The sequence below is a fragment of the Ruegeria sp. AF7 genome (assembly GCF_056541885.1).
Map to the genome: position 1 here is coordinate 139,846 of NZ_JBQFYX010000002.1, position 17,479 is coordinate 157,324.

A 17,479-nucleotide genomic window follows, 5' to 3' on the forward strand; every position below is an offset into this window, starting at 1 on the left:
GCTTGCAGGACGGTCAAACCCCGGCAAAGCGCCGGGGTCAATCCTTCAGCAGCACCCGCATCCCGCGTGGTGATGGTCGTGACCGCAAACCGGAGCAGGAGAGAAGTCACCGACCTCGGACAGCACGTCCCTTAGCGCCCACAGGATCATGTCCACATCCTCGGCCTCAATCGTCAGCGGTGGGCGGATTTTCAGGATGTTGTCCTTTGGTCCCTCACTGCCGATCAGAATTCGGTGATCACGCATCCGATTTTTGACATAGCTGCAAATCTCGGTTCCTTCGGTTCCGTCGGGATTGATCAGCTCAACACCCAGAAACAGTCCCATGCCCCGTACATCGCCAACGCAACCAAAGTCGGCTTCGATCTGGCGCAGCCCCGCCATCAGGCGCTCACCCATCTGACGCGCATTGTCCTGCAGGCCTTCGTCATCGACGATGTCCAATACTTCCTTGCCGATCCGGCAAGACAGCGTTGATCCGCCAAAGGTCGAGAAGAATTCTATCCCGTTATTGAAGCTGTCGGCAATCGCCCGCGTCGTCACCAGCACACCCAGAGGGTGCCCGTTACCAATGGGTTTACCCATCACCACGATATCAGGAAGCGCGCCTTGATGCTCAAAGCCAAAGTAATATTCACCCAGGCGACCCAGACCGGTCTGTACCTCATCTGCAATGCAGACACCCCCGGCGGCGCGGATTTTTTCATAAACCGCAGGCAGGTAGCCCTTGGGCGGAATAATCTGTCCACCGACAGATGGGAAAGTTTCGGCGATGAACCCGGCCAGACCCTGACCCCGGTCCTGCAAAGCCGCAATGGCCGGGTCCACAAGATCAGCAAATTTCTGCGCCCGATCCGCATCGTCACGCTTGAATGACCCGCGATAGTCATCAGCAACCTCAACCAGTTCAACCCAGTCGGCTTTCCCGATGCCGCCCGGTTTGTTGAACTTGTAGGCCGAGATCGCCACAGCCGCATTCGTATTGCCGTGATAGCCATGGTCTGGCGTCACGATCCCTTTGGCCCCGGTATGGGCGCGGGCAAGCCGCAGGGCCAGTTCGTTGGCTTCAGTTCCGGAATTGACGAAGAAACAGACCTCGAAGTGATCGGGCAGTTTGGACAGGATCTTGTCAGCAAAAGCTGTCTGTGCCGGATGCAGGTAGCGGGTATTTGAGTTCATCCGCTTCAACTGATCCGCCGCCACTGCCTGAATACGGGGATGCGCATGACCCACATGAGGGACGTTGTTATAGGCGTCCAGATAGGGGCGGCCCCATTCGTCAAACAGGTGATGTTTCCACCCGCGTACCAGCATGACAGGGTCATCATAAGTCAGCGACAGGTTGCCACCAAAGTGATCGCGGCGGCCTTGCAGGATCGCCTGCTTGTCGGTGGGTTGGTAGAACACCTTGTCATCCGGCAGGTTCAGCAAGGCCGCCGGGTTCGGGCAAACTGCGTGCCATAGCTCCATCTCATCCGGGTCGCCGACACCGGGCCAATCCGCTTCCATGCCATTGGTTGTCAACGCCAGCTGGAAATGCACATGTGGGGCCCATCCGCCATTCTGGCTGGCGTCGCCCAATCGGGCAAACGCCGACCCCTGTGCCACCGGATCACCGGGTTTCAACCGGTCACAGCATTCCGGGTCCAGATGACCATAGAGTGTATAGAACGGATCGCCCTCGGGTGTTTCATGGTGCAGGATAATCACCCCGCCGTAATCGAGGTGTCGATCTCGGTTCTCGATCACCTCGACCCGCCCGCTCATTGGCGCGTGCAGCACCGTCCCGGCGGGTGCAAACACATCCACCGCCAGATGCACTGTTCGCCGATCTGAGGCTTTCCAAGGCCCTTTGCGAAACCCCGGTTCGGCATAGATCAGGCGAGGTTCGTTGTAATAGCCCAGCCACAGCCCCTCACCGTATTCTTCGCCAACACGTGCGGCCTCGGCCAATGGCATGTGGAAAGGGTTCTGAGGCCACACGCAATTCTCGACTGACAATGAACCCATCGGAGTATCGCTTAGGTCCTGACCGAACATCTGGGAAAACCGTCCGCGATGTTCTTGCAGATACGCATGGATGCGTTCTGCGCCGTCCACGACCGGCAGCCCGCACGCTGCCCGAAGACGCGCAGACATCAGTCCGCCATTGACGGATGCATTCTCAAGAAACCGCCACGCCGGTGCCTGCGAGATTGTCACATATGGGTCGTCCGGGTTTTCGACCGCCATCAGGGTCGAGTTGAGGACAGATGCTGCCAGTCGCATCCGTAGCAGAGGCCAGATCAGGTCGATCTCCTCGGCTTGCAGCCGGTTTGCGGCATGGTACCCCCGCACGAGAGCAGTTAATGCCCGCTCGGGTCTGGCATGATCTAGCACCACATAGGCTCCGGCGATTGCAAGATCGCAGACGCGCGGTGCTGCACACATGTCACCCAGATCAATCAGGCCGGAAACCTGCGTCCGCTCACCCAATTCGCCTTCAACCAGGATGTTATAGTCATTGGCGTCGTTGTGAATGGCCTGTTGCGGCAGGCGCCCCAGCCTATCCGTGATCACCGTGAATTCGTTGTAGATATCCCGAAGCAACGCCCGACGCGCGGGATCGCTGATGGCGCCCAGCTTGTCACTGATCCAACCCGCTTGCGTCAGGTCCCATTTGAATTCTGTGCGGTGCAAAGCTTCATGCTGAAACCCCTCCAGCGCGCGATCCGTTGCCCCCAGAACACGACCCAATTTCAGGATCAGCTCTTCGGATTTCGGGTTCGCTTTTGCATAGCAAAGCCCGGGCAGGCGTTCCTGCAACCACACCAGCCGCGATTTCCCTTCGGAATCGGAAATTTCCGGCAACATTGCGCCGTTCAACGCCGGGAACACCTTTGGAAACGGCAACCCGGGAGCTTCCGAGGCGATATGCGCAAGTGCCTCGATCTGAAGATCTACCAGACCCGCATCGCACCCCGCGCGCATGACTTTCAGCACATAGTCCTGGCCATTTGTGGCCTGCGCCAGAAAGTTCAGATCATATTCGCCATCCAGCCGGGTCAACCGTGCGTCCAGCCCCCAGTTTTGGCGCAGCGCGTCCGCCCAGAAGTTCACCAAGTCGCTCATGTCTTTCTCCGTCCCGCTCATCCGGGATCCTCTTCATCTGGCCGAAGATATCCTCGGGGGTGAATTGGCCCAAAGGGACAAGAGGGGGCAGACAGCCCCCCCCCCACCCCTCAATCCAAGGCACGCAAACGTTTGAACAGCGATGAGGTATCCCATCGCCCGCCGCCCAGTTTCTGCACGTCCTTGTAGAACTGATCGACCAGAGCGGTCACCGGCAGAGACGCACCGGTCTCATTGGCGGTATCCAGACAAATCCCCAGATCCTTGCGCATCCAGTCGACAGCAAAGCCATGTTCGAATTGATCATTCAGCATGGTTTCATACCGGTTTGACATCTGCCAGCTGCCAGCCGCACCCTGGCTGATCACCTCAACAACGGCCTTCCCTTCCAAGCCCGCTTTTTCGGCAAAGTGCAAGGCTTCGCTGAGACCCTGAACCAGACCGGCAATCGCGATCTGGTTGCACATCTTGGTCATCTGGCCCGCGCCGCTGACTCCGAGTCGACGGCAGATCTTGGAATAGACATTCATCACCGGCTCAGCCGCATCATAAGCTGCCTGATCACCGCCACACATTATCGAGAGAACGCCGTTTTCAGCACCTGCCTGACCACCCGAAACAGGGGCGTCCAAAAAAGCGATACCCTGAGATTGGCCAGCAGCGTAGAGTTCGCGTGTGACCTTTGCTGAAACTGTCGTGTGGTCGACAAAAATGGCCCCGTCGGACATGCCCTGAAACGCGCCATCCTCTCCGGTGCAAACCGCGCGAAGGTCGTCGTCATTGCCGACGCAGGCCATGACAAACTCAGCACCCTTGACGGCGCCTTTCGGAGTGGTCGCCATTGCGCCGCCATGCTGCGCGACCCAGGCTTCGGCCTTGGTGGTCGTGCGGTTGTAAACGGTGACGTCATGGCCTGCGGCTTGCAGATGTCCGGCCATGGGATAGCCCATGACACCAAGGCCAAGGAACGCGACTTTTGCCATTTTGTGATCCTCTCCGCTGTTCGGTCGGCTTCCGCGAAACAGGCCTGACCAAAATCTCTGGCGAAGACAAAGCAAAGCTGCGCCCAAAGGGCAACCCCAAGTCAGCCTTTCCCACCCAGATCCCGCAGGATTGGGCAATCGGGCCGGTCGTCCCCGGCGCAGGCGTCGATCAGGTGGCTTAGCGTATCGCGCATGGCGTTCAGGTCTGCAATCTTGGTTTCGATCTGAACAAGATGGTCGCGTGCAACTTGTTTCACGTCGGCACTGGCACGGGTTTCATCTTCGTAGAGCGCCAGCAGGGTCCGGCAATCCTCGATGGTGAACCCAAGCGCCCGGGCGCGGCCCAGAAAATTCAGCTTATGTACGTCCTGGTCGCGAAACCGGCGATAGCCATTGTCGTCGCGCATCGGTTTGATCAGGTTGATGTCCTCATAATACCGGATCGTCTTGGCGGGCAGGCCGGTGCGGGCGGAAACATCTCCGATGTTCATGCGTGCACCTCTTTGGTGGCCTTGCCTGATGTTTCCGGCACGCTGGCGCGAATACGGCGCAGGCGCAGCGCGTTTGAGACCACAAAAACGCTCGACAGTGCCATTGCGCCAGCTGCCAGTGCAGGGGACAGCAGATAGCCGCCAAACGGGTACAGCGCACCGGCAGCCACCGGTATCAGAAGGACATTGTATCCAAAGGCCCAGCCCAAATTCTGGCGAATATTCTTCATTGTCCGGCGACTGATCTCGGTCGCATTTGCGACGCCACGCAGATCACCAGACATGAGGACAACGTCGGCTGTTTCGATGGCTACATCCGTGCCGGTTCCGATGGCGATGCCGATATCAGCCGCCGCCAGAGCGGGGGCGTCGTTGATCCCGTCACCGACAAAGGCCAGCACTCCGAACCGGTCCCGCAAGGCCGTGATTGCGTCGACCTTGCCATCGGGAAGTACCTCGGCAGTGACATGATCAATCCCCAGCCGGTCGGCCAGAGCCTGCGCCGTGCGCGCGTTGTCACCGGTGATCATGGCCACGGTCAAACCCATCTGGTGCAACCGTTCCAGCCCCTCCACTGTGCCGGGCTTGATCGGGTCGGAAACGGACAACGTGGCCGCCGCCTGCCCATCCAGAGCGACGAACAGAGGGGTTGCCCCTTGGGCGGCACGGGCTTCGGCCTCGTCCGCCAGGGCTCCAAGCGTAATCCCACGCTGCTGCATCAGTCGGTGCGACCCGATCAATACGTCGCGGCCTTCGACCAACCCTTGCAGGCCGAGCCCGGTAAGCGAACGGACATCCGATGCCTCTGGCAGTGTCGAGGGGCCCGCGCGGGTGATGGCGGATGCGATCGGGTGTTCCGACCGTGCCTCAAGGGCTGCGGCCAGTCGCAAAACCTCCTCCCGGTCAAACCCCTTCGCCGTTGTCACGCTGTCCAGTTCGGGGCGTCCCAGCGTCAGGGTTCCGGTCTTGTCCAACGCGATGACGCGCGCCTGCTGAAGCTGTTGCAACGCATCACCCTTGCGGAACAAAACCCCGAGTTCTGCCGCCCGCCCGGTGCCCACCATGATCGAGGTTGGGGTCGCCAACCCCATTGCGCAGGGGCAGGCGATGATCAGAACTGAAACACCCGCGACAAGCGCCAGAGGAAGGGCCGGGCTGGGGCCGAAGATCAACCAGAGCGCGACGGTGATCACTGCAACTGCGATGACCGCAGGAACAAAGCGATAGGTAATCCGATCCACCAGACCCTGGATCGGCAGCTTCGCGCCCTGCGCCTGCTGCACCATACGAATGATCTGTGCCAGAGCCGTGTCGCCGCCGACGCGGGTGGCGCTTACCCGTAAAGCGCCGGTGCCATTCACGGTGCCGCCGACAACAGGCGCGCCTGCCGACTTGCCAACAGGCACTGGTTCGCCCGTGATCATGCTTTCATCGACGTAAGAGGTGCCTTCAAGCACTTCGGCATCCACCGGTACACGCTCGCCGGGGCGGATGTGCAGGATATCTCCGACAACAATTTCGGCGATTGGCCGGTCCTGTATCTGTCCATCCAGTTCGACCCGCGCGGTTTTTGGTTGCAAACCCACCAGTTTTCGGATCGCAGCTCCTGTTTTGCCTTTGGCGCGCGCCTCCATCAACCGGCCGAGCAGGATCAGAACCACGATCACCGCGGCCGCTTCGAAATAGACATTGGCGGTACCTTGCGGCAGCAGGCCGGGCGCGAATGTGGCCGTGACCGAATACAGATAAGCCGCGCCGGTCCCAAGCGCTACCAACGCGTTCATGTCCGGCGTGCCTTGCAACAGCGACGGGATACCTTTGCGGTAAAACACACGGCCCGGTCCGATCAGCAAAGCCGAGGTCAGGGCAAACTGAATCAAATGGCTCGTCTGCGTTCCAATGGTCGCCTGTATCCAATGGTGGAAGGCGGGGATCATGTGCCCGCCCATCTCAAGAATGAATACGGGCAGGGCTAGTGCCGCTGCCAGTATTGTGGAACGGACCAGCCGCTGAATTTCATCGTCTTCCCGGCTTTCTGGTTCCGCAACGCCTTGGATACGCGCGGGGTATCCAATTTCGGTAACAACCTGAGCCAGCGCCTCGGGTGTAGTTGCCGCTATAGCATAAGTTACCGTGGCCGTCCGAGTTGCCAGATTGACCTGTGCTTCGATCACGCCAGCGGTGGATGCCAACGCGCGCTCGATCTTGCCAACGCAGGATGCGCAGTTCATGCCCTCGATGCTCAGATCTGCATGACTTGTTTCAGCCGGATAGCCAGCTGCATCCAGCGCCGCTGTCAGTGCCGAGACCGGCCCGTCAAATGCCACCTGCGCCGTTTTGGTCGCGAAATTGACCGAGGCCGCATCAACACCAGACACATCACGCAGTGCAGCCTCGACATGGCCCACACAGGATGCGCATCCCATGCCGGTGATTTTCAGTTCTGTCAGTGCTTCTTGCGCCATGCGACTCATCCCAAGTGGTTTTCTGCCCTCCAGATGGGGGTTCCAGTGACGGGAAGGTCAAGGGGGTCGCGGCGAAATTCTACGACCCGGGCCCGCGCATGTTACGCTCCATTAAGCGCTGATACAGGCGTGGTGACAGTCGGTTGAGCCACCACGATATGTATGCAACGCGACCGACCGGGATCATGGGCTGCGATTTGTCCAGTCCGCGCAGGATCGCCATGGCGGCACTCTCGGGGCTCATTTCGTCCATTCCGTCCTTGGCCGATCCGGGGCGCGCGGTTCCATCGGGTTGCTCCATTGCGTTGCCGGGGTTGGTGGCCACAAAAGACGGCGCTGCAATCTGAACCTGAACGCCATGTGGCTTTTCTTCGGATCGAAGCGATTTGAAAAAACCCTCAAGCGCGTGTTTCGAGGCAGCATAAGCCGTGCGATGGCAGAGCGGAGCGAAACCAGCCACCGACGAGATAGCCAGATGCGTTCCCTTTGACGCGCGGAGAGGCTGCAAGAATACGCGGGCCATTTCAACGGCTGCAAAATAGTTGATATCAAACAGTGCACGGTGACTGGCCGTGTCAGCCTGATCAAACCCGCGAATTTGAGTAACCCCGGCGTTGTAGATGACCAGATCAATACTGTCGCTTGACGTGATCGCCCTTTGTGCTGCGTTGGCAAGCTGTTCGGGGTCAGTCAGATCACAGGCAATTGGCAGTTGGTTCGGTTCTGTTTGCAGATCGGACACATCAAGGTCCAACAGCACCACCCGCCACCCATGGGCTTGCAGTGCACGGCTCAAAGCTTGTCCCAAACCGCCCGCACCGCCAGAGATGACCGCGGTCTTCATAACCCGGCCTGCCGTTGCCAGAGCGCAAAAACCTCGGCGCTGGACTTTTCGGGCACATAGCCGAATTCAGATTTCAGGGCAGAATTATCCAGAACTGGCCGATATTGAAGGAACCTTACCTGTTCCGGCCCATAGCGAGATAAACCCAGTGGGCGCGCCACGACCAAGGCCGCTTTCAGCACCCATGCGGGCAGACGCAGAACCGGTTTTCCCATGGCGCGCGCCAAGTCGTTCACACCCATCGTGCCGTCACCGGCGACGTTGTAAATCCCGGCTGGCCCGTCGGTTGCTGCGCGCTGAAGGATGCGTGCCAGATCCTGGGTCCAGATAAAGACAAACGGGCTTTCGCTGCCGGACACCGCCAGCAAACGGGGTTTGCGAAACAGGGCGGTGATCTGGTTTTCGGTTCCAGCCCCCAGAACCGTTCCAACGCGCAAAACAACCTGCTCAAGATCCGGGGCGGCACTGCGGGCTTCGGCCAAAATCTCTTCGACCTGACGCTTGTGATCTGAATAGGGAAACTCGGGGTTGCCGCGCAATGGGTCGTCTTCGCGCAACGGCACAGGACTGTCTGCATGATAGCCATAAGCGGCACCGGAAGACGTAACGACCAGTCTGCGCACCCCGTTTGCGATGGCGGCATTCACCACATTTCGCGTGCCTTCGACATCGACAGCATAGGCTGTCGCGCGCCCCATCTTCGGCGGCGGCGTTACGACAGAAGCCAAATGCACAATCACATCCGGATTCACCTTGGCAATCACACGTGCAGGAGCGTCGGTTGTAACATCCATGGACAAAAATGAGGCGTCTTCCGGCAGGTTAACCGGGCGTTTCAGATCGGTTGCAAAGACCTCGTGCCCAACAAATGCGGGCAACAGCGCTTGCCCGACCATCCCGGCAGCGCCGGTAATCAGGATGCGGGTCATCGCGCGGCCTCGGTTCGTGCCATGACCGAAGCCAAAGCCAGGCCCGAAATAGCGTGCCATACTCCCCAGAATGCAGCGACCACGGCCATGCCGCCAAGACCGTTGAAGAATGCAAAGATCAGGACGAGCCCAAGTCCGGAGTTTTGAATGCCGGTCTCAATGGTGATGGCGCGGCGATCAAAGGGGGACAGCCGGGTCAGAGTGGCCACAACCCAACCGCCCCCCAGCGCCAGGGCGTTGTGAAGGATCACAAGCCCGGCAACAGCCCCGGCAAACCCAAGGAAAAACCCCCAGTTGGCAGCCAGAGCAAGTACGATAAACCCAGCAAAAATACCCATCGACAGAAGTTGCAGCGGTGCGCGTAAACGTGCCGTCAAGGCGGGGAGGCGTTGATTCAGCGTAATTCCCAGAACCAGCGGCAGGATCAGCATCAGACCGACCAGGATTGCGATCTGCATTGGGTCGATCTGGGTCTGTTGCAGGATTGCGCGGGTCGGAGGGTAAAGCCCACCCCAAAGCGCAATATTGAAAGGTGTCATGAAGATCGCACAGATGGTGGCGAAGGCTGTCATCGACACCGAAAGCGCTGCATTCCCGCCCGCGCGGTGGGTGATGAAGTTCGAGATATTGCCCCCTGGGCAGGCCGCGACAAGGATCAGGCCAAGCGCAATTGACGGTTGCGGTGTGGTAATCCACACCATCACAAAGGTCAGCGCAGGCAGGACGACGAGTTGTGAAAACAATCCGACAACCACTGGTTTGGGTGCGCGCCTTAAACGGTCAAAATCCCGAGGCGTAAGGTCGATGGCAATCGAGAACATCACGATTGCCAGAATAGCATTCAACAGCGTCAGAGACGCCGGACTGAAATTCAGTGTGATCTGGTCAATACCACTCATGCGGCTGCCTTCCGCAGCCGGTCGATCCAGCCGGTGACAGCCTTTCTGTAGGTATTCTTGTCCACGTAATAGGCCATGCGGGGCAGGTCGATATAGTTCATGCCTCCGGTGGCGCGCGCATAGTCTTTTTGCTTTTCTGCGTGCAGATCGGCTGCCACGGGGCAGCCGTGTCGAAGCCCTTTGATGTAGCGCGCCACCATCTCGGCCTGCTCGTGCCTTCCCTGCCAGCCCAGGCCCGTGGCCTCGACCATGCCCAGCACGAACAGATCGTCCCGTTCGGGATGTATCGTGTTCAGATACAGATGCGGGGCGTCGCCCTGCCAGTTCAGCAGGTCCTTGTCGATAAACGGGTAGTGCAGTTTGTATCCGGTCGCGGCGAGGATCATGTCATAGTCGTCGCAGGAGCCGTCCTTGAAATGCACGGTGCGGCCTTCCAGCCGGTCGATATCCGGGCGAATGCTCAGATCGCCATGACCTGCGTGATACAGAACCAGTGAATTCACTACGGGGTGGCTTTCGTACAGCTTGTAATCCGGTTTGGGAAAGCCGTATTTCTGTGGATCGCCGACAAACCAGCCAAGGATCAGGCTGTCGACCTTACGCTTCAGCCACATCGGCAGACGGATCTTTCCGCCCATTGTGTCAGCGGGTTTGCCAAAGACGTATTTCGGAACGAAATAATACCCGCGCCGCATCGACAGATCGCAGCGTTTCGCGTGATGGATGGCGTCGACTGCGATGTCACAGCCGGAATTGCCTGCGCCCACGACCAGCACACGCTTGCCGTCGAATTGGCTTGGGTACCGATATTGCGAGGCATGGATCAACTCGCCGTCAAACGTACCCGGAAAGCTGGGTACATTCGGTTCCGACAGGGTGCCGTTGGCAATGAGTACGCCAGCATACGTGGCCTGATGGTCGCCATCCTCATCCCGCCAGCTCACGCGCCAACCGTCACCCGGAATACCCAGCGGAGCGACATGAGTGACTTCCACGTTGAACCTGAAATTATCACGCAACTCAAAACGATCTGCAAATGCGCGGAAATAGTCACGCATCGCCCGGTGCGAGGGGTACTCGGCAACCGCGTCATCCATGGGGAAATCCGCAAATTCGGTCATGCGCTTGGACGAGATCAGGTGCGCCGACTCGTACATAGTTGATCTTGGGGCATCGATGTCCCACAGACCGCCCACATCCGAATGCAATTCAAACCCCTGAAATGCGATCCCCTGTTCTTTCAGCACCTTGGCCGCGGCCAAACCCATTGGCCCCGCCCCGATCAGGGCGAATGCGTCGCGCGTTTCTGTCATGAACCCTCCCAAAGTTCGTGAGGTTTAAATTGAACGATCGTCCAAAATAAGGCAAGATGAATTTCATGACGCTGAAAAACGTAGAAAAACCAAGACAAAGGGCACCGTCCAAGCGGTCTTTGGAAACCAAAGCGCGGATCATGAATGCGGCCGAATCCGTCTTTGCCGAACGCGGATTCGAAGGCGCGTCAATCCGCGATATCGCTGCGCTTGCAGGCGTTCAGGTTGGCCTTGTTCATCACCACGGCGGCAGCAAGGAGGAGCTGTTTTTTCGAGCGATCGAACGTCGTGCGGGCAAGCTGGCACAAATCAGAACCGATGCGCTGGCCAAAGCAAGAAAAGCAGGCCCGCTAACATTGCGCAGCATTCTGGACAGTTTTATCCGGCCTTATGTGGAACTGGCAGAAACAGGCGGTTCGGGATGGATGGCGTATGGGCGCCTCGTGGCGCATGTCTCGGTCGATCCCCGCTGGCGCGATATCGCGGCTGAGTGTTTCGACCCGACCGCCCGGCTTTTTATCGACGAAATCGCTGCGCTTTATCCGGATGTTGACCCTGCGCTGCTGGCCAGCGGCCAGGTCTATTCAGTTTCGGCAATGCTGGCGCATCTCAACAGTGGCTGGCGGGTCGGGGCCCTGTCGCAAGGCGGCGGAGTGTCGGAGGCGGAACGCCTGATCGATTTTTGTGCAGCCGGTATCGAAGCGATGGTTCAGACCAGTCGTGGTTGAACGCGCGGCATTGCTATTGCTGCAAATGGTTGAACAGGATGGTGCTGAACACAGAAGGTGGTGACGTTCGGACGGCGCTGGGTGAGACAAAAAAACCGAACATCATGATCATAAGGATCAGGGCCGCTCCGGCAAGGCACGCCGCAGAAAGCTGAAAGACCGAACGAACCATTGGCTTATTCCCTGTTTATACTCAATAAAATCTGTGGTGTCTTACGCGTCACGAGAGCTTTGACAGCTCTTGTTTCAGCCTTTCATTTTCAGCCTGCAACTGCGCGAGTTGCTGGCCCAAACTGTTCAGATGCGGTCGCAGTTCGGCTTCGGTGAAACGCGGCGTGATGTGGCGCGGGCAGTTCCAGTCAAGCGCCTCAACACGTATGATCACCGCCCGCTCTGCAGGGGCTTCGGCCTCTTCTGGATGCAAGCTGGCAGCGGCGGCTTGACCCTCCGTGAATTCGACACGCCCCAGGATCTTTAAACGGCGTTGATTGGCGTAATCCATCAGGATCATCGCGACCCGATCGTTGCCGTCCAGATTCCCGCGCGAGATATACTGTTTGTTACCCGAAAAATCGGCATATCCGATGGTTTGCGGCCCCAGTACTTTCAGAAACCCGACCGGCCCGCCGCGATACTGCACATAAGGCCAGCCTGTTTCAGACACCGAGGATTGATAAAACCCGTCGCGCGCCTGAATGAACTGTTTTTCCGGCTCGCCGATCAGATGGCCCTGTTGCGGGCCATCTTCAATGAATTTAGCATAGGTTTTTGCCGATCCCATCCGCTCCTGATGGGCGCGGACGGCAGGGGTGAAGGTCAGTTCGGAAAACGCACGCGGCACGGTAAGTCCTTTCAAAGACCCAGATCAGAAAGCCCGAGATGGTCATCGGGGCGTTCACCCAATGGCCAATGGAACAAGCGGTCGCTTTCGGCTATGGGGTGATCGTTCAGCGAGGCATGCCGATGCGACATGCGTCCGTCTTCGGCAAACTCCCAATTCTCGTTGCCATATGACCGGAACCACTGACCGCTATCGTCGTGCCACTCGTAAGCGTAACGCACTGCGATGCGATTACCGGTAAAGGCCCAGAGTTCCTTGATCAGCCGATACTCCAGTTCCTTGTGCCATTTACGGCTTAGGAAGGCGTGAATTTCGTCATGCCCTGACAGAAATTCCGCCCGGTTTCTCCACTGACTGTCATCTGTGTATGCGGGGGTGACGCGGTCGGGATCGCGGCTGTTCCAGGCATTCTCTGCCATGCGCACTTTTTGCGTGGCAGTTTCCAACGTGAACGGGGGAAGAGGGGGTCGAGACATGGTGCAGGGGGCTTTCAGGTCAGAGAAGCGGCAAGAATGGCCAGTGTCAGAAGAAATGGAACGTACTGAGGGGGGAAAATGCTGGCGCGACGTTTCATCGGTCAAATCCTCTGGTGTACTGATCGGTTAACTTTGCAATAAAGTGTACCGATCTGTTAACTTTTGCAAGGGGGAAAGCAGAAAATTTTTCGCGCGGTTCAGGGCGAGTCGTGAGTTCTAATGAAAACAATGCTTTGTGTGAGGCCGGTTGTACTTCATGTTTCGGGGCAATATGTACAGAACGGTACACCATGGAGCCGAATCATGCGTCCAAACAAACGGGATGAACTTGTCAGCAAAGCCCTGAAGGTTTTTTACCGCGACGGGTTTCACGCGACCGGCATGGATAAGCTGGTGGCGGAAACGGGCGTTTCGAAAACGTCGATGTACAAACATTTCCGCACTAAAGAAGACCTGATTGTAGCCGCTCTGCGTCTGCGGGATGAGAATTTTCGCGAGTGGTTCTTTCAGCGCATTGACGAGATGTCGGATACACCGGCCGAGCAACTCATCGTCAGTTTTGATGCCTTGAAGGAATGGTTCGAGGAAGATGGGTTCCGGGGCTGCATGTTCATCAAGGCCGGGGCAGAATATCAGGAAACAGACCATCCGATCCATGTGCAGGCAGCCGAACATAAACAGCTGTTGCTGGAGCATTTCACGTCCGTCGCCGAACAGGCTGGTGCGCGTGATCCTCAGAAACTCGCGAGCCAGATCGTGTTGTTGCAGGAAGGGGCAATTGTGTCTGCGGTTTTGCTCAAGAATTGTGATCCTGCGGAAGACGCCAGAGATGCGGCACAGCATTTGCTGGCATTGGCGCTGAGTTAATTTCCTTTAAAACAAGCAGGTTCTTAAAGTTACCTAGCAAAGAAACGTTGCGTTGTTCGAAGTCGGAACGCCACGTCACGTGGATTGGCGGGAATCGGGCTGAACGCTAGGCTTTCGCGAAAGACAGATTGGAGAGCCTTTGATGTCACTTTTCACTTCGACCGCGGCATGGATCACTGACGAACACCGCATGTTTGCGGATATGGCTGGCCGATTCATGGATGATGAACTGTCACCGAATATCGAAGCCTGGGTTGAAAACGGGGCCGTTGATCGCGACTTCTGGCGCAAGGCTGGTGAAACCGGCCTGATGGCTGGTGCAATCCCCGAAGAATATGGCGGCGTCGGCGGCGGTATGGGCTTTGACGCCATCACCGCGTACGAACAGGGTGCACGGGGCGACGCTGGCTGGGGCTATGGTATTCAGTCGATCGTGACCCACTATCTTACCGCCTATGGCAGCGAAGATCAGAAACGGAAATGGCTGCCCAAACTGGCTTCGGGTGAGATGGTCGGCGCACTTGCCATGACGGAACCCAGCACCGGCTCGGATGTTCAGGCTGTGCGCACAACGGCCGAGAAGGACGGAAACTCCTACCGGCTGAATGGCTCGAAAATCTTCATCACGAATGGCCAGACGGCGGATCTGATCATCGTGGCCGCCAAGACTGACAAGTCCGAGGGCGCGCGGGGTGTGTCATTGATCGTGGTCGAAACCGAAGGGGCCGAGGGGTTTCGCAGGGGGCGCAACCTCAAGAAACTGGGGATGAAGGGCAACGACACGGCCGAGCTGTTTTTCGAAGATGTCAAAGTTCCGATGACGAACCTGCTGGGGGCTGAGGAAGGTCATGGGTTTTATCAGCTGATGAAGCAACTGCCATGGGAACGGCTGAATATCGCGATCATGGCGCTGGGTTCGATCGATTTTGCCATTGCCGAAACGGTAAAGTACGTGCAGGAGCGCAAAGCGTTCGGTCAGCGGGTAATGGATTTCCAGAACACACGTTTCAAGCTTGCAGAATGCAAGACCAAGGCCGAGGTGCTGCGCAGTTTCGTCAATGACTGTATCGGCAAGCTGGAGGCAGGCGAACTGGACGCGGCAACCGCCTCGATGGCCAAGTACTGGGGGTCAGAGGTGCAGAACGAAATCATGCACGAATGCCTGCAGCTGTTCGGCGGTTACGGTTTTATGATGGAGTATCCAATTGCCCGCCTCTACGCAGACGCGCGCGTGCAGATGATTTACGGCGGCACGAACGAGGTCATGAAAGAGGTGATTGCACGGTCGCTCGACGTCTGAAGGTATCCGGGCAGCCTCTTGCCGGATGTCATCATTCCTGACGGAATGTTCGCTTCTGTTGGACCTCGCAGGCCCGTGCTTGCGGGGTTTTTTCGTTGCTGACCCGACCGCAGTTGCCCACTTGCAAAGGACGTGCAGCGGTATGATGATCCGCCGAAAAGACTCAGAGGTCTGACGTGAACGATCCCGAACAAGCCCTGTGGCGGACTACATGTACCGAAGCAGTCATAGCTCTGCCGCTGGGTAGTGATACAACCGTTGATCTGGCTATCATAGGTGGCGGATATACCGGGTGTTCAGCTGCCTTGACGGCAGCCCGGTCCGGCGCTTCGGTCTGTTTGCTGGAAGCGCAGAAGATCGGGTTTGGCGGGTCGGGGCGCAATGTCGGTCTGGTCAATGCCGGGCTGTGGCTGCCACCGGATGACATCCGCGCGCATATCGGTGCAGAGGCTGGCGATCGCCTGATCGATCTGCTGGGCAAGGCACCGTCGGACGTATTTTCCCTGATCGAAGAACACGGCATCACATGCGAACCCATTCGCAACGGAACCCTGCATTGCGCGCATTCCGCCTCGGGGCTGAAGAACCTGCAAACGCGCCACGCGCAGCTAAGCGGGTCTGGCGCGCCGGTAGAGCTGCTGTCGGCGGATCAGGCCCGTGACCGGACCGGTAGCGATGCTTTCCATGGGGCGTTGTTCGACCCTCGCGCAGGAACCATACAACCCTTGGCTTATGTCATGGGATTGGCGCGTGCCGCGTCTCAGGCCGGGGTGCAGATACATGAACAAAGTCCAGTGCAGACCCTTCGGCACGAAGGTGGACAATGGGTGTTGACCACACCGGGAGGGACTGTAAGGGCCAAGTTCGTCATTCAGGCAACCAACGCCTATCACCTTGGATTGCCAGATACTGCGCCCGCCTATGTTCCCGTTTATTATTTTCAATACGCTACGGCCCCGCTGTCGCATAATCTGCGCGCCAGCATCCTGCCGCAGGCAGAAGGTTGCTGGGATACAGGGCTGATCATGACGTCCTTCCGGCTGGATCAGGCGGGGCGGATGATCATTGGCGGCATGGGCGATCTGGGGAATGCAGGCCGCAGCGCGCATACCGGATGGGTCCGACGCAAACTGGCTGAGCTTTATCCTCAGCTTGCCGATCAGCCGTTTGAACAGGGTTGGCACGGGCGGATTGCCATGACCTCGGACCATATCCCGAAAATCACGCAGATTGGCCCCAACGCTCTGGCCGCGCACGGATATTCCGGCCGTGGTATTGGCCCCGGCACGGTGTTCGGTCGAATGATGGCCAAAAGTCTTCTTGCAGGTGAGCTTTCGCTTTTGCCCGTTCCTGCGGTGCATGAGCATCGCGAAAGCTGGACGCGCGTGCGCCGCGCCTTTTTTGAATCCGGCGCGGCGCTGACGCATCTGATAAAGGCGCGGATCTGAATTCAGACCGAGCGGGTGATGCCACCATCAACCCGGATATTCTGTCCGGTGATGTAGCCACCGCCTTTGGATGCCAGCAGGGCCACGACCGAGGCGACCTCATCATAACTGCGCCCATAACGTCCCATGGGAATGCGCGCGCGGAATTCTTCTTTTTCGGGCAGGCTGTCAATGAAACCGGGCAGGATGTTGTTCATGCGGATGTTTTCAGCTGCGTATTTGTCCGAGAACAGTTTGGTGAAGGCGGCCAGCCCGGCGCGAAACACGCCCGAGGTCGGAAAGACCGGGTCAGGTTCGAACGCGGCGAAGGTCGAGATATTGATGATCGATCCACCGCCCTGCGCCTGCATGATCGGTGTCACAAGCCGCGTGGGGCGGACCGCATTCATAAAGTAGACGTCCATGCCGGTGTGCCAATCCTCGTCCGTCAATTCAAGGATCGGGGCACGGGGGCCGTGGCCGGCGGAATTGACCAGGACGTCAATGCGCCCCCAATGAGCCATGGCCGCATCAACAAGCTTTTGCAGATCCACCGTAGACTGGTTCGAGCCGGTTACACCGACGCCTCCCAACTCATGCGCCAACGCTTCGCCCTTGCCCGAGGATGACAGTATCCCGACCTTGAAACCGTCGGCGGCCAGCCGCCGAGCGGAATCCGCGCCCATGCCGCTGCCGCCTGCTGTTATTAGTGCTACTTTCTCCATCTGAGATCTCCGTTTTGATTTGGTTTCAGGATGGCGAATGAATTGCGGTTTGACCAATTAGTTTTGTTGAATACTCGTGA

Annotated in this window: 15 protein-coding genes; 4 read left to right on the forward strand and 11 right to left on the reverse strand. The window is 58.2% G+C overall.

Annotated elements, in window-relative coordinates; translation table 11 throughout:
• Positions 1 to 45: 45 nt before the first annotated feature.
• From ACR0AP_RS06195 to ACR0AP_RS06230, 8 genes are all read right to left on the reverse strand, one after another.
• On the reverse strand, positions 46 to 3,111 hold the full coding sequence (locus tag ACR0AP_RS06195; protein WP_480505989.1) for an aminotransferase class III-fold pyridoxal phosphate-dependent enzyme: 3,066 nt from the start codon (positions 3,109 to 3,111) through the stop codon (positions 46 to 48).
• Between the two features lie 110 nt (positions 3,112 to 3,221).
• Positions 3,222 to 4,136, reverse strand: a complete 915-nt coding sequence (locus ACR0AP_RS06200) for an NAD(P)-dependent oxidoreductase (RefSeq protein WP_480506376.1) — start codon at positions 4,134 to 4,136, stop codon at positions 3,222 to 3,224.
• A 59-nt stretch (positions 4,137 to 4,195) separates the two neighbouring features.
• On the reverse strand, positions 4,196 to 4,585 hold the full coding sequence (gene cueR / locus ACR0AP_RS06205) for a Cu(I)-responsive transcriptional regulator (RefSeq protein ID WP_209504709.1): 390 nt from the start codon (positions 4,583 to 4,585) through the stop codon (positions 4,196 to 4,198).
• Entirely contained in the window at positions 4,582 to 7,050 is a 2,469-nt protein-coding gene (locus tag ACR0AP_RS06210; protein ID WP_480505991.1) for a heavy metal translocating P-type ATPase, read from the reverse strand. The genes cueR and ACR0AP_RS06210 overlap by 4 nt, the downstream gene beginning before the upstream one ends.
• 79 nt (positions 7,051 to 7,129) lie before the next feature.
• Positions 7,130 to 7,894: an SDR family NAD(P)-dependent oxidoreductase gene (locus ACR0AP_RS06215; protein ID WP_480505993.1), complete on the reverse strand. Its 765-nt coding sequence runs from the start codon at positions 7,892 to 7,894 to the stop codon at positions 7,130 to 7,132.
• Complete coding sequence (locus tag ACR0AP_RS06220) at positions 7,891 to 8,883, reverse strand: SDR family oxidoreductase (RefSeq protein ID WP_480505995.1); 993 nt, start codon at positions 8,881 to 8,883, stop codon at positions 7,891 to 7,893. Before ACR0AP_RS06220 ends, ACR0AP_RS06215 begins: the two co-directional genes overlap by 4 nt.
• Positions 8,820 to 9,722 carry a bile acid:sodium symporter family protein gene (locus ACR0AP_RS06225; protein WP_480505997.1) on the reverse strand — a complete coding sequence of 301 codons (903 nt, stop codon included), beginning with the start codon at positions 9,720 to 9,722 and terminating at the stop codon, positions 8,820 to 8,822. Before ACR0AP_RS06225 ends, ACR0AP_RS06220 begins: the two co-directional genes overlap by 64 nt.
• A complete protein-coding gene (locus tag ACR0AP_RS06230) occupies positions 9,719 to 11,035 on the reverse strand; it encodes a flavin-containing monooxygenase (RefSeq protein WP_480505999.1) in 1,317 nt (438 codons plus the stop codon). The genes ACR0AP_RS06225 and ACR0AP_RS06230 overlap by 4 nt, the downstream gene beginning before the upstream one ends.
• A gap of 65 nt (positions 11,036 to 11,100) precedes the next feature.
• On the opposite strand from ACR0AP_RS06230, the gene ACR0AP_RS06235 reads away from it, so the two are divergent.
• Positions 11,101 to 11,763: a TetR/AcrR family transcriptional regulator gene (locus ACR0AP_RS06235; protein WP_480506001.1), complete on the forward strand. Its 663-nt coding sequence runs from the start codon at positions 11,101 to 11,103 to the stop codon at positions 11,761 to 11,763.
• A 220-nt stretch (positions 11,764 to 11,983) separates the two neighbouring features.
• Here the strand turns inward: ACR0AP_RS06235 and ACR0AP_RS06240 are convergent, their stop codons facing one another.
• A complete protein-coding gene (locus ACR0AP_RS06240) occupies positions 11,984 to 12,604 on the reverse strand; it encodes a pyridoxamine 5'-phosphate oxidase family protein (RefSeq protein ID WP_480506377.1) in 621 nt (206 codons plus the stop codon).
• Positions 12,605 to 12,615: 11 nt separating this feature from the next.
• Positions 12,616 to 13,080: a nuclear transport factor 2 family protein gene (locus ACR0AP_RS06245; RefSeq protein ID WP_209597988.1), complete on the reverse strand. Its 465-nt coding sequence runs from the start codon at positions 13,078 to 13,080 to the stop codon at positions 12,616 to 12,618.
• A 303-nt stretch (positions 13,081 to 13,383) separates the two neighbouring features.
• Between ACR0AP_RS06245 and ACR0AP_RS06250 the strand changes: the two genes are divergently transcribed.
• The 3 genes from ACR0AP_RS06250 to ACR0AP_RS06260 all read left to right on the forward strand — a co-directional run bounded on the left by ACR0AP_RS06250 (position 13,384) and on the right by ACR0AP_RS06260 (position 16,695).
• Complete coding sequence (locus tag ACR0AP_RS06250; RefSeq protein ID WP_480506003.1) at positions 13,384 to 13,947, forward strand: TetR/AcrR family transcriptional regulator; 564 nt, start codon at positions 13,384 to 13,386, stop codon at positions 13,945 to 13,947.
• Between the two features lie 142 nt (positions 13,948 to 14,089).
• Positions 14,090 to 15,247, forward strand: a complete 1,158-nt coding sequence (locus tag ACR0AP_RS06255; protein WP_480506005.1) for an acyl-CoA dehydrogenase family protein — start codon at positions 14,090 to 14,092, stop codon at positions 15,245 to 15,247.
• 176 nt (positions 15,248 to 15,423) lie between these two features.
• Positions 15,424 to 16,695, forward strand: coding sequence for an NAD(P)/FAD-dependent oxidoreductase (locus ACR0AP_RS06260; RefSeq protein ID WP_480506007.1), 1,272 nt, complete (start codon positions 15,424 to 15,426; stop codon positions 16,693 to 16,695).
• Positions 16,696 to 16,697: 2 nt separating this feature from the next.
• On the opposite strand, the gene ACR0AP_RS06265 is transcribed toward ACR0AP_RS06260, so the two are convergent.
• Positions 16,698 to 17,399 (reverse strand): SDR family oxidoreductase, encoded by a 702-nt coding sequence (locus tag ACR0AP_RS06265; RefSeq protein ID WP_480506008.1) that lies wholly within the window; start codon positions 17,397 to 17,399, stop codon positions 16,698 to 16,700.
• Between the last annotated feature and the right edge of the window lie 80 nt (positions 17,400 to 17,479).